Consider the following 13,044-nt stretch of genomic DNA (forward strand, 5'->3'; position numbering starts at 1 on the left):
GACCTCGTCGCGGTTGGAGATGCCGGAGCCTCCGGCGGGGATATTTGTGAACCAGAGAGCAAAGGCGCGCATCACGGCAGGTCTCTCCATGTCCAGTCGGGGCGTTTTTCGCGGATCCTGTCGCGCAAGTCCTGCGGCGGCTCCGAGGTCTGGGCGGAATAGGTGCCGAAGACCTCGAGGGTCATCGTATCGCGCGCGGCATGGAACCACTTTCCGCACCCGTAGATGTGGCGCCAGCGCTCGAAGTGCAGACCGCGCGGATTTTCGCGCAGGAACAGGTATTGCTCGAAATCGGCGTCCGTGGAGCCGGGGCCGAACCTTTCGAGATGCGCCTCGCCGCCGGCGTGGAATTCGGTTTCCTCTGCGGTGACACCGCAGACGGGGCAGGTCAGGATCAGCATGGGTCGGAACCTCGCAGCGCTACGCAAGACGCAAACAGGCCGGCGCCGCGTACGGCACCGGCCCGAGAAGCGGTCAAGTCGGTCGGGTTATTCGGACACGGCTTCGGCCGCGCTTTCCAGCGGCGTGTCGGTGCCTTCGATACTGATGTTGATGTCCTCGCCACCTCCTTGCGCGAGGTCACCGTTGCCGAAGACCACCCATGCGAGCACGCCGACGACAACGACGAGGATGCCGACGACGAAGGCAAGCATGCTGGAGCTGCCGCTCGACGTGGTGGTCGTGTGATTGGTCTGGTCTGCCATGGCATCGTTCCTTCTGTCTTGTTATTCGACAGGGAAACGACACACATCGCGCCAAAGTTCCGGTGGCGCCGCTGCGCCGCAGCGCAAAAAGCTGCTGGGCCAACGCCTGCATCCGAGCGGAAAACTATCAATGGGCCACCCCGGCGGCGACGGATTCGTCGATGAAGCGGCCCTCGCGGAAGCGCTCGAGCCCGAAGGCGTCGGTGAGCGGCGCGCGGCCCTTTGCCATCAGCTCGGCCATCGCCCAACCGGAGCCCGGGGTCGCCTTGAAGCCCCCCGTGCCCCAGCCGCAGTTGACGAAGACGTTCTCCACGGGCGTCTTCGACAGGATCGGCGAGCGGTCGCCGGTCACGTCGACGATCCCACCCCATTGCCGCAGCATCTTGAGGCGCGACACCATCGGGAAGGTCTCGACCAGCGCACGCACGGTTTCCTCGATATGGTGGAAGGCGCCGCGCTGGGTGTAGTTGTTGTAACCGTCGGTGCCGCCGCCGATGACCATTTCGCCCTTGTCGGACTGGCTCATGTAACCATGCACGGTGTTGGCCATCACGACCACGTCCATGCAAGGCTTAATCGGCTCGCTGACCAGAGCCTGCAGGGCGACGCTTTCGATCGGCAGCCGGAAGCCGGCCATGCGCGCGACGACGCCGGAGTTGCCCGCCACGACGATGCCAAGCTTGTCGCAGTCGATCTCGCCCCTGGCCGTGCTGACGCCGCGGACCTTGCCGCCTTCTGTGCGGATGCCGGTGACCTCGCATTGCTGGATCACGTCCATGCCCATGTCGGAACAGGCGCGCGCATAGCCCCAGGCCACGGCATCGTGACGCGCGGTGCCGCCGCGGGCCTGCCAGAGACCGCCCAGCACCGGGTAACGCGGCCCGTCGATGTTGATGATCGGCACCAGTTCCTTGACGCGGTCCGGCCCGATGTACTCGGTCTTCACGCCCTGCAGCGCGTTGGCGTGCGCCGTGCGCTTGTATCCGCGGACCTCGTGCTCGGTCTGGGCCAGCATGATCACGCCACGCGGGCTGAACATCACGTTGTAGTTCAGGTCCTGGCTCATCGTCTCGTAGAGGCTGCGGGCCTTCTCGTAGAGGGCCGCGGACGGGTCCTGCAGGTAGTTCGAGCGGATGATCGTGGTGTTCCGCCCGGTGTTGCCGCCGCCGAGCCAACCTTTCTCGATGATCGCCACATTGCGGATGCCGAACCGCTTGCCGAGGTAGTAGGCCGTGGCCAGCCCGTGTCCGCCGGCGCCGATGATGACGACGTCGTATTTCTTTTTCGGTTCCGGGTTGCGCCAGGCACGCTCCCAGCCGGTGTGATGGCGCAGGGCCTCGCGGGCGACGGCAAAGACGGAATAGCGTTTCATGGTCGGCACACCCTCAACTCGTCCGGCGGACCGGCTGGCCCCCTTTTGCGCCAGCCAGCGGAAAACACCTGACCCGGCGCGGCATTTCCTAACAGCTTTGCGACACGCTCCGCAATTCCGCGCGACGGCGCCGGGCAGCGGCGAAATGACCCTTTTGCCCGGCGGCATTGGCGGTTACAGGGGAACGGGACCGCATAGACCCCGGGGGGCGCATGGTGTCGTTCTGGATCCTCGCCGGCGGGCTGGCACTTGCCGTGTCCGCACTTTTGCTTCTCGCCCTGCGCGCGCGCCGGGCGCCGGGAGCGATGCTGCCGGCGGAATACGATCTGCGCGTCTACCGCGACCAGCTGCGCGAGGTCGACCGCGATCTGGCCCGCGGGGTGCTGAGCCCGGAGGATGCCGAACGCGTGCGCGCCGAGGTGTCCCGGCGCATCCTCGCCGCGGACACCGCGCTGTCGCGCGAAGAGGCGCAGACCACCACTTCTGGCAACGGGTGGGTCATCGGCGCCGGGGTCGCGCTGTTGCTCGTCGGCGGCAGCCTGGGGCTTTACGCGGTGCTGGGCGCACCGGGTTACGGCGACCTGGCGCTCGAGGATCGCAAACGGATGGCCGAGGCCTTCCGCGACGACCGGCCGTCCCAGGCGGAAGCCGAGGCCAGCCTGCCACCCTTCGAGATGCCGCAGGAGGCCGACGCGGACTACCGCGCGCTGGTCGAGCGGTTGCGGGCGACGGTGGCCGAGCGTCCAGATGACCTGCAGGGCCAGTTGCTGCTGGCACGCAACGAGGCGGGGCTGGGCAATTTCGCCGCCGCCGCGCGGGCGCAGGCCGAAATCCTTCGCATCAAGGGGGACACCGCCGAGGTACGCGATCTGACCGACCTTGCAGACATGATGGTGCTGGCGGCCGGCGGCTATGTCTCGCCCGAGGCCGAGGTGGTGCTGGGCGACGCGCTGTCGCGTGACCCGCAGAACGGCGTTGCGCGCTACTATTCCGGGCTGATGCTGGCGCAGACCGGGCGGCCGGACATGGCCTTCAGGATCTGGGAACGCCTGTTGCGCGAAGGCCCGGGCGATGCGCCGTGGATCCCGCCGATCCGTGCCCAGATCGAGGACCTGGCCTATCGCGCCGGCGTCCGCTTCAGCCTGCCGGCCGCGTCGGCCGAACCCTCCGCGCCCCGCGGACCGACGCAGGAGGACATGGACGCCGCGGCGGAGATGTCGCCGCAGGAACGGCTGCAGATGATCGAAGGCATGGTGTCGGGCCTGTCGGACCGGCTCGCGACCGAGGGCGGTCCGGCGCAGGACTGGGCGCAGTTGGTCACGGCGCTCGGTGTGCTCGGGCGGCGCGAGGAAGCGGCGCGAATCTACCAAGAGGCGATCGCCGTCTTCTCCGGGGATCCGTCGGCGGTCGACATGCTGCGCAGCGCCGGACAACAGGCCGGCGTGGCCGAGTGAGGGCCGGATGATCCACGAGGATACGGGCGCATTCCTCGACGCCCTGCCCCCGATGCAGGCGATCGCCGGGCTCGATTTCGGCACCCGGACCATAGGCGTCGCGGTCAGCGATACGCTGCTCTCGGTGGCAAGCCCGCTCGAGACCATCCGCCGGCGCAAGTTCGGCCAGGATGCCGAGCGGCTCGAGGCCATTCTGGCCGAACGACGCATCGCCGGGCTGGTCCTGGGCCTGCCGCGCAACATGGACGGCAGCGAGGGGCCGCGGTGCCAGTCGACGCGTGCTTTCGCGCGCAACCTCATGCAGCGCCCTGCCCTTGCCGGGGTGCCGATCACCTTCTGGGACGAACGGCTGAGCACGGTCGCGGCGGAACGGGCGCTACTCGAGGCGGATACGTCGCGAAAACGTCGCGCCGAGGTCATCGATCATGTCGCCGCCGCCTATATCCTGCAGGGGGCGCTGGACCGCATCCGCGTGTTGCGTGCGGGCCGGAGCAATACGGAAGGTACGGTATGAGTGACGACATCTGGACCCGCAACGAGATTGAAAGCCCCTGCGTGCGCATCTGCGTCATTCATCCCGAGGCGCGGCTCTGCACCGGGTGCCTGCGCTCGATCGACGAAATCACCGGCTGGTCGAAGATGACGCCCGAGGCGCGGCGCGAGATCATGGCGCAGCTTTCCGAGCGGCAGGGTCTTCTCAGCCGGCGGCGAGGCGGGCGCGCCGCGCGCCTGGCGCGCTGACCCGGGCCGGCGCGGGCACGGCAGCCGGAGCCGCGGTCACCGCGCGCTTTCCGCCACCCGGCGCATCCGGCGCCTCAGCCAGGCCCATGATCGCAATGCCAATCTGGGCGCCGGAAAAAACGATGCCGTTGAAGAACCACAGCAGGAAGGTCGCGAAGACCGGTATGTTGCTGGCCGAGACCAGCGACCACAGTCGCACGATATCGAACCAGTAGAGCAACGCCACGAAGACAGCGGCGGCGACGTAGCCGAGCGCCGTGTGGACGATGAAAAGGCGGACGATCCGGGGCATGTCGTTCCCTCCTGGGGTCAAAGATAACAAACCTCGCCCGCGCGCGATACGGGACGATGCGCCGCGCCGCGATCAGTTCGCCGTGCGGGCCTCGCGGGTCAGCGGGAGCGCCTCCTTGAAAGTGAGCGTGCGATACGGGAACGGGATCTCGATGCCCGCATCGTCCAAGGCGCGCTTGACGGCCGCCACGACCTGGTCGCGCGAGGCGCGCACCTCGACCGGTTTCGATCCGGTCCACCAGGTGACTTCGAAGTTGATCGAGGACTCCGCGAACTCCTGCGCAAAGATCTGTATGGGCTTGTCCTTGGTCACCACGCTGTCGCAACCACGCACCGCCGTCTCGATGACCTCGCGCGAGGCATCCACGTCCTCGCCGTAGGCAATGCCGCAAATCACGGTCACCCGACGCACGTCGCGGTCGGTGCGGATCGTCACCGGGTTCTTGAACAGCAGCGAATTCGGCACCACGACCAGCTGGCCGTCGGTCTGGCGGATATGGCTTTCGCGGATCGCGATGTGAGACACCTGCCCTTCGATGCCCTCGCATTCGATGTGATCCCCGATCCGCATCTCCCGGCGAAAGAGGATCAGGATGCCGGCGAGGAAATTCTCGAACACGTCCTTGAACGCAAAGCCGATAGCCACCGATCCGATCCCGAGGCCGGCCAGGATGCTCGCCGGCGTCAGGTTCGGGAACACGATCACCGCCGCGATCATCACGCCCAGCACCCAGACGAAGATGTTGAGCAGCAGCGCGAAAAGTTCCTTCAGGCTGGGCCGCAGCCTGGTCCGATCCAGCGCGCGGCGCAGCACGTAGCGCAGGATCTTGCTGAAGATCCAGGTCACGAAGATGACCGCGAGTGCGACAGCGATCTGGGGCAGCAGGGCGACGGCATCGCGCGCCATCGACATCAGCTGGTTCGTCAGAATTTCGACCGGTTCCACTTGTTACGCCTCCGACACGGCCGACAGGGCCGTTGCGAAGGAAAGCTAGTCCGCGCGGGCCACCGGTCGACCTGCGAAGCCGCGGCGCGTCACTGGGTCTGCAGCTTGCGCGCCTCTTCGCCCGCAAGCCGCAGCATCTCCTTCATGTAGGGCTTGCCGAGATCGTCCTGGCGCACCGCGGCGTAAAGCCGGCGGGTGATGCCGGTCTCGGTCAGTGGCCGCGTGACGTAGTCCGAGCTGTACTTGACCTCGCGCACGACCCAGTCCGGCAACACCGCAACACCCCGGTTCGAAGCGACCAGCAGCAGGATCACCGCCGTCAGCTCGACCTGGCGGATCGCCGCGGGTTCCACCTTGGCCGGGATCAGCAGCTGCGAGAAGACGTCGAGCCGTGAGCGTTCCACCGGGTAGGTGATGAGCGTCTGGTCTCGGAAATCGCTTGCTTCGACGAAAGCCTTGTCGGCCAGCGGATGCGACGAAGCGGCAACGAACACGGGCGCGTAGTCGAACAGTTCGACGAACTCGACGCCGGCCAGTTCTTCGGGATCGGACGAGATCACAACGTCGACCTCTTCGCGCAGCAGCGCAGGAAGCGCCTCGAAGGCCAGTCCTGGGCGGATGTCGACATCGACCTCGCCCCAGCCCTGCCGGAATTTCTCGAGAACCGGAAACAGCCATTCGAAACAGGCATGGCATTCGATCGCGATGTGCATCCGCCCGGTGCTACCTGCGCGCAACCCTTCGAACTCGGCCTGCAGCGCCTCCACCTGCGGCAGGACCTGTCGCGCCAGCTTCAGCAGGCGCATTCCGGCGGGCGAAAGCTTGAGCGGTTTCGAGCGCCGCACGAAAAGCTCGACGCCCGCCTGGTCTTCCAGATGCTTGATCTGGTGGCTCAATGCGGACTGCGTGATGTGCAGCTGGTCGGCGGCGCGCGCGAGTCCGCCGGCCTCGTGAATCGCGTTGACGGTCCGCAAATGGCGAAACTCGATATGCATGGAGAACTCATGTTGAAGATGAGAGTTATGAGTTTGTCTCATACGTGCCGACATGGCACAAGAGGCCAACAACAAGGATATCCCCATGCCCGTACCTTCCGTTTCCTTCGAGGTTTTCCCGCCGCGCTCGATCGACGCGACCTTCAAGCTGTTCGAGACCGCGCAGGCGCTCGCGCCGCTCGCGCCGCGGTTCTTCTCGGTGACCTACGGGGCCGGCGGTACGACGCGTGACCTCACACATGACGCGGCCTGGACGCTGCATCACCGCTCCGGCCTGCCGGTCGCCGCGCACCTGACCTGCGTCGGCACCAGCCGCGACGAGACGCTCGCGGTGGCGCGGCGCTTCGCAAAGGCGGGCGTGACCGACATCGTGGCCCTGCGCGGCGACCCGCCCGCTGGCGACGAAAGCTTCACGCCGCACCCGCATGGCTTTGCCAACTCGGTCGAACTGATCGAGGCGCTGGCCACCACCGGGCAGTTTACACTACGCGTCGGCGCCTACCCAGAGCGTCACCCCGAGGCGAAAGACCAGAAGGCCAACATCGACTGGCTGAAGGCCAAGCTCGACGCTGGCGCCGCCGAGGCGATCACGCAGTTCTTCTTCGAGGCCGAAACCTTCCTGAGGTTTCGCGACGCCTGCGCCGATGCCGGGATCACCGCGCCGATCGTGCCCGGCATCCTGCCGGTCACCAACTGGACAAGCGCCCGCAAATTCGCCCTGCGCTGCGGGACCACCGTACCGGCCTGGCTCGACCAGGCCTTCGAGACAGCGATCCGCGACGACCGGCACGACCTCTTCGCCACGGCGCTGTGCACCGAGATGTGTTCCGATCTGGTCGACGAGGGCGTCGAGAGCCTGCATTTCTACACGCTCAACCGGCCGGAATTGACGCGAAACGTCTGCCACGCCCTGGGCGTCACGCCGGCGGTCGCCGTCCGGAACGTCGCGTAAGGCTTGAACGCCGCGACCCGGCCCCACTAGCGTCCCGGCAGACCCCCAGCCTGCCGGAGACGCCTCATGACCATCGCCCAAAGCCCCGCCGATCTGCCGAAACCCGACGAGGTTCTGGCGCTCTCCGGTCTGGAATTCATGCGCGGCATCCTCGAAGGCCGCCTTCCCGGACCGCCGATCGGCGAGACGATGGGGTTCACGCTGCATGCGGTCGACGAGGGCCGCGTCGAGTTTCGCGGAACGCCCAAATTCAACGTCACCAATCCGATGGGCACGGTCCACGGAGGCTGGTACGGCACGATACTCGACAGCGCGATGGCCTGCGCGGTGATGACGCGCATCCCGCGCGGTTCGGTCTACACTACGCTCGAATTCAAGGTGAACATCATCCGACCGATCCCGCTGGGAACCGACATCCTGTGCACCGGTGAGACGGATCACGTCGGGCGCTCGACCGGCATTGCCCATGGCGCGTTGCGCGGCGCGGAAGACGGGCGGCTCTATGCCACAGGCTCCACGACCTGCATCGTGATGCAGATGAGCAAATGATCCGCTGGGGGCCGCGCGCTGCAAGGTCGCGGCGCCGCCCCCTGCGATGTGACTGGACAGGCGGGCGTTAACGATTTTACTCTCATTGCGCGAAAGGTATTTCTATCATGCGCATTGGGATTATCGGATTTCTCATGGCCGCGGTGGCATTTGCGCCTGTTCCGCTGACGGCGCAGGAGTCCAAACCGTCGCCAGGTGACTTCATCGGCGGCGCCGCCATGGGCGGGATCGTGAACCAGGCGATCCGCAACGCGCCCAGTGTAAACCGCTCGTCCAAGCGCGCCTATCGCACGGCGCCGCGCCGGATCGCGCCCGTGAAACAAACCCGCGAGTCGATCCGGTCGGCGCAGATCAGCCTCGCCAAGCTCGGTTTCGACGCCGGAACCCCCGACGGTGTGGCGGGCGCGCGCACCCGCGCCGCAATCTCGGAGTTCCAGACAAGGATCGGCGCTGAGCCGACCGGCCGTCTCAGCCAGTACGACAGCTACGTCCTGGAGCGCGCGGCACGCGAAGCCGAAAGGGGCGCGACATCGGATTACGCCATAGGTCTTGCGCTTGGCACCATGTGCGGCAGCTACGGGCTGCTGGAGAACTGCATGGATCGCATCCGGGCCTCCGGACAGATCCGCTATGACATCGCCGGGCCGACGGTGACGCGCACCACCGCGTCCGGGACGGGTACACCTCGGCTTGCCGCCGCCGGACCGGATCGCGGCCCGGCCAGCCGTCCTGCCACGCCAGCGACCCGTACCGTGCGCAGCACATCTGTTCCGATTCCGACGCGGATGTTCTCCGGCCCCGACCAGATCCCGCCCGAAGGGTTCCGGGGTTACGGCATCGTCGCCTTCAAATCCGACGCCTCGGCCAGCAACGCCTTTCGTCACACCGTGATCTGCGAGGCCTACAACGCCGCCATGCTGCCTTCGGGCGGCATCTCGAACCCGACCGAAAGCCAGTTCGTCACGATCTGGCCGCTGACCAGCGGCGAGACCGCCGACAAGCTCAACCGGGCCGCGGTGCAGCCCGGCGAGCCGATCTGCGACACGGCGATCAGCGCCTACGACCGCGTGCGCGCCGAGGAGGCGCTGCTTCTGGTCCGGGCAAAGGGCTTTGCGATCGATGGCATCGGCCCCTACCTTTTCGGCTGGCTGCCGGGCGAGAGCTACGTCACCGGCGACGCGCCGATCCTTAGCCTCGATCTGTCTCAGGTGCGCAGCTTCGCACAGGCACAGGCATTGTTCTCCGAGTGGAAGACGGACGTGATGAGCGACCCGGAACTCCTGCGCGACGGGTTCTCAGCTGAGGTCGCAAGGCGCAAGATCCGCCGCTGGGCAGACTCCTACGGCGAAGGCTTCCTGTCGCTGGTCGGTTTCTGATCATGGACATCCTCACCAAGATCGGAACCGGCGGCGTGATCGGCCTGATCTTCGGGCTTGCACTGGTGGCCTGGGTGCAGCCCGCGACGGTTGCGGGGCAGGCCCTGCTCGTGGTGGTCTGCACGGCCGCCGGTATCGTGCTGTCCGGAGTCGTCGCGGCACTCGCGCGCCTGCTGGCTCGGCGCGGCAAGGACGGCTAGAGGCCCGCGGCCCTGTCTCGGACCGGCCGGCGCAACCCGACAAAGCCACGCTGTTCGGGCTGAACCGCCCTGCGTGCGAAGACGCTTTCATGCAGACGTTCGGACGGGTCGGCGCCGGGCACACGCGGACGCCGGCCGAGGAAGAATTTTCCGTAGCCGTGATAGCGCCCGATCGAGGGCGCGGTTGGGTCCATCGGGAAGCGCTGGCGCCAGCCCGGCGGCAGCGGCAGCCCGCAACCCTCGGCCTTTTCCAGCATCCAGACCAATGGAATGTTGGCCAGAGGGCGCGCGCTTTCCACGCCGTCGATCTGTCCGCCGACATCGCCGTGGGTGCCGGGGAACCAGACCTGTTCCAGCACGCCTTCGCGATCCTCCGAACTGGTCCAGAGCACCGGGGCGTAGACCGTGCGCGTCTCGTCGAGCGCCAGCGCCTGGAACCCGGCCCTCACGTTGTCGCTGATCTCGTGGTTGTGGAAATCGTGCTTGGGCGTGCTGAAGCGCCAGAGCACCGGCAGGTTGAGGCCCAGCGACTTCACCGTGTCCCAGACCCCGATCATCTCGATCGGGATGTCCTTGAGGCAGTGCGCCGCGGCGAAGGCCTGCGCGCTGCCGCTGTCGGGGTCGCCCTGGTAATGGCGGTAAACGTCGCGGATGTTGCGCTCGGTCGCGTCCTCGGCGCGCAGCAGGCCGACGAGGTCCATCATGCCGGCCAGGGAGCGTACCGCGTAGGCGCCGCGCGAGTAACCGAAGAGAAAGATGCGGTCGCCGGGGCGGTAGCGCGAGGCGAGGTAACCGTAGGTGCGCCGGATCATCCGGTTGATGCCGCGCCCGACGAACACGTCCTGCGCCGAGCGCCAGTCTTGCCACTGGATGCCCGGCTCGTAGTAGATCGAAAGTTGCGCGCCCATTTCGCGGCAGAGCCGGTAGGTTAGCCCGGCGTTGGTCTCCAGCCCCGGCTCGAGCGAGGACATGGTCCCATCGAGGATGATGACGTGGATCACCGGCCCGCGGCGCGGCCCGAAGTCCGTGGCGGGACGCCGCCAGAAGGCGGCGTGCAACCACTTGAGCAGCTTATTCCGCCGCGATCGCTTCATCCTGAAGCAACTCCCATACCTTCTGCGGCGTGAAAGGCATGTCGGCCTGTCGAACCCCGCGCTCCCACAGCGCGTCCTGCACGGCATTGGCCACCGCTGCCAGCGCGCCGACGGTTCCGGCCTCGCCGCAGCCTTTCATGCCCATGACATTGGCGGTCGACGGCACCGGTTCCGATACGAAACCAATGTAGGGCACGTCCGTCGTGCGGGGTAAAGCGTAGTCCATGAACGTTGCCGTGAGCAGCTGTCCGTCCTCGTCGTAGACGGTGCGCTCCATGATCGCCTGACCGATGCCCTGCACGACGCCGCCATGCACCTGGCCCTCGGCCAGCATCGGGTTGATCAGGTTGCCGAAATCGTCAACGACCATGTAGCGGTCCACGTCCACCCCTCCGGTTTCTGGATCCACCACTACCTCGCAAACGTGGCAGCCGTTTGGAAAACTCCGGGCAGGCAGCGTGGCGCGTTCCTCGTGCACCAGAAGATCGTCGCGACCTTTCGCGCGCGCCATCTCGGCGACTTCGAGCATCGTCGGGGTCTCGTTCGACCCTTCGGCGCGAAAGCGTTCGTCGTCGAAACGGATCGCCGAAGCCGCCACACCCAGCTCATCCGCCAGAAAGGCGGTGAAGCTGTCCGTGATCTTCGCGACGGTCGCCAGCGTGGCGTTGGACTGCGTGGTGACCGAGCGCGAGCCGCCCGTGCCGCCGCCTTTCGCGATTAGGTCGCTGTCGCCCTGCACCACGCTGATCCGGTCCGCGGGGATCCCGGTCTGGTCGGCGAGAAACTTCGCGTAGACCGTTTCATGCCCCTGGCCGTTCGATTGCGTGCCGACATAGATCGTCACCTTGCCATCCTCGTTGAAGGAGACTTTCGCTCCTTCCGAAGGATCGCCGAGAATGCTTTCGATATAGTAACACGTTCCCAGACCGCGCAGGCGTCCCTGCCGCGCATCCTCGGCCTTGCGCGCCGCGAAGCCGGCGAAATCGGCCTCGGTGCGGATGCGATCCGTGACCTTGGCGAAGTCGCCGACATCGTAGGTCTCGCCGGTCACACTCTTGTAGGGGAACTGGTCGGGCTTGATGAAATTGATGCGCCGCAGCTCGAAAGGGTCGATGCCCAGCTCGCGCGCCGCGCGGTCCATGACCCGTTCCAGCAGGTAGATCGCCTCGGGCCGCCCGGCCCCACGGTAAGCATCGACCGGCACGGTGTTGGTAAAATAGCCCTCGACCTCGAGCCAGGTCGTCTGCACGTCATAGGTTCCCATCAGCACCCGGCTGAACAGGAACGTCTGGATCATCTGGCCGAAGGTCGAATTGTAGGCCCCGAGATCGCATTTCGTGCGCACCCGGTAGGCGGTGATACGATTGTCCGCGTCAAAGGCCAGCTCGCCCACCGACACCAGGGCGCGCCCGCCATTGTCGCTCAGCATCGCCTCGGTGCGTTCCGACATCCAGACCACCGGCCGGCCCAGCACCCGCGCCGCCTGCGCGACCGGATAGTGTTCGGGATAGGAAAAGCCCTTCATCCCGAACCCGCCGCCGGTGTCCGGGTTGGTCACGCGCACCTGGTCTGCATCCAGCCCGAAGGCCGCCATCATCCGGTCCTTGTGCGCCCAGACCCCCTGCCCGTTGATCGCGATGTGCAGCTTGCCGCCATCCCACTCGGCATAGCAGCCGCGCGGCTCCATCGAGTTGACGATGATCCGGTTGTCGCCAACCTCGAGTGATACCGTCCGCGCAGCCTCGGCGAAAGCTTTTTCGGTCGCCGCCTCGTCGCCCATACCCCAGTCGAAGGCGAGGTTGCCGGGCGCTTCTTTGTGGATGTCGACATCGCCCTTCGCCATCGCCAGCTGCGCCGGCAGGTCCTCGTAGTCGAGCTCGATCAGCTCGATCGCGTCGCGGGCCTGATCTGCCGTTTCGGCCACAACAATCGCCACCGCCTCGCCGACGAAGTTGAGCTTTCCCTTCGCGAGCACGGGGCGGACGGGCGCGGCCCCCTGGCTGCCATCCCGGTTCTTCTGGATCGTCGCCGGAATGTGAATGTCGATGCCTGCGGCCTCCATGTCCTCAATGGTCAGGACCGCATGCACGCCGGGCGCCTCACGCGCCGCCGAGACGTCGAGTGTCGTGATCGTCGCATGGGCCACCGGAGAGCGCAGGAAATGCGCGCGTAGCGCACCTTCGGGCGCCACATCCTCGACGTACTGCCCGTGACCGGTCAGAAAGCGCACGTCCTCGACCCGCTTGACCGATTGGCTCTTGCCGAACTTGTCCATGATGCGTTCCTCTTGCTGCCCGTGGTCCCGAGCGGACCTTAGCGGCCCCTGACCGCTTGTCCAGTGAACGCCGACGGGACGCTTCGTGCCCATGC

At 66.6% G+C, this 13,044-nt stretch carries 15 protein-coding genes; 7 read left to right on the forward strand and 8 right to left on the reverse strand.

The features are described from left to right. Nucleotides 1–71: 71 nt before the first annotated feature. The 3 genes from R5H30_RS03540 to R5H30_RS03550 all read right to left on the reverse strand — a co-directional run bounded on the left by R5H30_RS03540 (nt 72) and on the right by R5H30_RS03550 (nt 2,076). Nucleotides 72–401, reverse strand: a complete 330-nt coding sequence (locus R5H30_RS03540; protein WP_318326627.1) for a sarcosine oxidase subunit delta — start codon at nt 399–401, stop codon at nt 72–74. Between the two features lie 87 nt (nt 402–488). Beyond that, nucleotides 489–704: a hypothetical protein gene (locus tag R5H30_RS03545; protein ID WP_318326628.1), complete on the reverse strand. Its 216-nt coding sequence runs from the start codon at nt 702–704 to the stop codon at nt 489–491. 127 nt (nt 705–831) lie between these two features. Continuing rightward, nucleotides 832–2,076 (reverse strand): sarcosine oxidase subunit beta family protein, encoded by a 1,245-nt coding sequence (locus R5H30_RS03550; protein WP_318326629.1) that lies wholly within the window; start codon nt 2,074–2,076, stop codon nt 832–834. Between the two features lie 212 nt (nt 2,077–2,288). On the opposite strand from R5H30_RS03550, the gene ccmI reads away from it, so the two are divergent. The 3 genes from ccmI to R5H30_RS03565 are packed head-to-tail and all read left to right on the forward strand — an operon-like array spanning nt 2,289 to nt 4,271. Continuing rightward, nucleotides 2,289–3,530, forward strand: coding sequence for a c-type cytochrome biogenesis protein CcmI (gene ccmI / locus R5H30_RS03555; RefSeq protein WP_318326630.1), 1,242 nt, complete (start codon nt 2,289–2,291; stop codon nt 3,528–3,530). Between the two features lie 7 nt (nt 3,531–3,537). Next, nucleotides 3,538–4,044 carry a Holliday junction resolvase RuvX gene (gene ruvX, locus R5H30_RS03560; RefSeq protein ID WP_318326631.1) on the forward strand — a complete coding sequence of 169 codons (507 nt, stop codon included), beginning with the start codon at nt 3,538–3,540 and terminating at the stop codon, nt 4,042–4,044. After that, entirely contained in the window at nt 4,041–4,271 is a 231-nt protein-coding gene (locus R5H30_RS03565) for a DUF1289 domain-containing protein (RefSeq protein WP_318326632.1), read from the forward strand. The genes ruvX and R5H30_RS03565 overlap by 4 nt, the downstream gene beginning before the upstream one ends. Here the strand turns inward: R5H30_RS03565 and R5H30_RS03570 are convergent. The 3 genes from R5H30_RS03570 to R5H30_RS03580 all read right to left on the reverse strand — a co-directional run bounded on the left by R5H30_RS03570 (nt 4,228) and on the right by R5H30_RS03580 (nt 6,503). Further along, nucleotides 4,228–4,563, reverse strand: coding sequence for a hypothetical protein (locus R5H30_RS03570; RefSeq protein ID WP_318326633.1), 336 nt, complete (start codon nt 4,561–4,563; stop codon nt 4,228–4,230). The two genes, R5H30_RS03565 and R5H30_RS03570, sit on opposite strands and share 44 nt — an antisense overlap. A gap of 72 nt (nt 4,564–4,635) precedes the next feature. Further along, nucleotides 4,636–5,508: a mechanosensitive ion channel family protein gene (locus tag R5H30_RS03575; RefSeq protein ID WP_318326634.1), complete on the reverse strand. Its 873-nt coding sequence runs from the start codon at nt 5,506–5,508 to the stop codon at nt 4,636–4,638. An 89-nt stretch (nt 5,509–5,597) separates the two neighbouring features. Then, on the reverse strand, nt 5,598–6,503 hold the full coding sequence (locus R5H30_RS03580) for a LysR family transcriptional regulator (RefSeq protein ID WP_318326635.1): 906 nt from the start codon (nt 6,501–6,503) through the stop codon (nt 5,598–5,600). Between the two features lie 85 nt (nt 6,504–6,588). Between R5H30_RS03580 and metF the strand changes: the two genes are divergently transcribed. The 4 genes from metF (at nt 6,589) to R5H30_RS03600 (ending at nt 9,580) form a co-directional block, all read left to right on the forward strand. Then, on the forward strand, nt 6,589–7,455 hold the full coding sequence (gene metF, locus R5H30_RS03585) for a methylenetetrahydrofolate reductase [NAD(P)H] (protein WP_318326636.1): 867 nt from the start codon (nt 6,589–6,591) through the stop codon (nt 7,453–7,455). Between the two features lie 66 nt (nt 7,456–7,521). Further along, complete coding sequence (locus tag R5H30_RS03590) at nt 7,522–8,004, forward strand: PaaI family thioesterase (RefSeq protein WP_318326637.1); 483 nt, start codon at nt 7,522–7,524, stop codon at nt 8,002–8,004. Between the two features lie 134 nt (nt 8,005–8,138). Continuing rightward, nucleotides 8,139–9,380, forward strand: a complete 1,242-nt coding sequence (locus tag R5H30_RS03595) for a peptidoglycan-binding domain-containing protein (protein ID WP_318326638.1) — start codon at nt 8,139–8,141, stop codon at nt 9,378–9,380. 2 nt (nt 9,381–9,382) lie between these two features. Continuing rightward, entirely contained in the window at nt 9,383–9,580 is a 198-nt protein-coding gene (locus R5H30_RS03600; RefSeq protein WP_318326639.1) for a hypothetical protein, read from the forward strand. Here the strand turns inward: R5H30_RS03600 and R5H30_RS03605 are convergent. Together R5H30_RS03605 and R5H30_RS03610 are read right to left on the reverse strand one after the other, a co-directional pair. Then, nucleotides 9,577–10,674 (reverse strand): T6SS phospholipase effector Tle1-like catalytic domain-containing protein, encoded by a 1,098-nt coding sequence (locus R5H30_RS03605; protein ID WP_318326641.1) that lies wholly within the window; start codon nt 10,672–10,674, stop codon nt 9,577–9,579. The two genes, R5H30_RS03600 and R5H30_RS03605, sit on opposite strands and share 4 nt — an antisense overlap. Next, nucleotides 10,652–12,949: a xanthine dehydrogenase family protein molybdopterin-binding subunit gene (locus R5H30_RS03610; RefSeq protein WP_318326642.1), complete on the reverse strand. Its 2,298-nt coding sequence runs from the start codon at nt 12,947–12,949 to the stop codon at nt 10,652–10,654. The genes R5H30_RS03605 and R5H30_RS03610 overlap by 23 nt, the downstream gene beginning before the upstream one ends. Nucleotides 12,950–13,044 lie beyond the last annotated feature (95 nt).

Origin of the sequence: Roseobacter sp. FCG-D35 (assembly GCF_033436665.1) — a bacterium.
Classification (GTDB): domain Bacteria; phylum Pseudomonadota; class Alphaproteobacteria; order Rhodobacterales; family Rhodobacteraceae; genus JAWQFO01.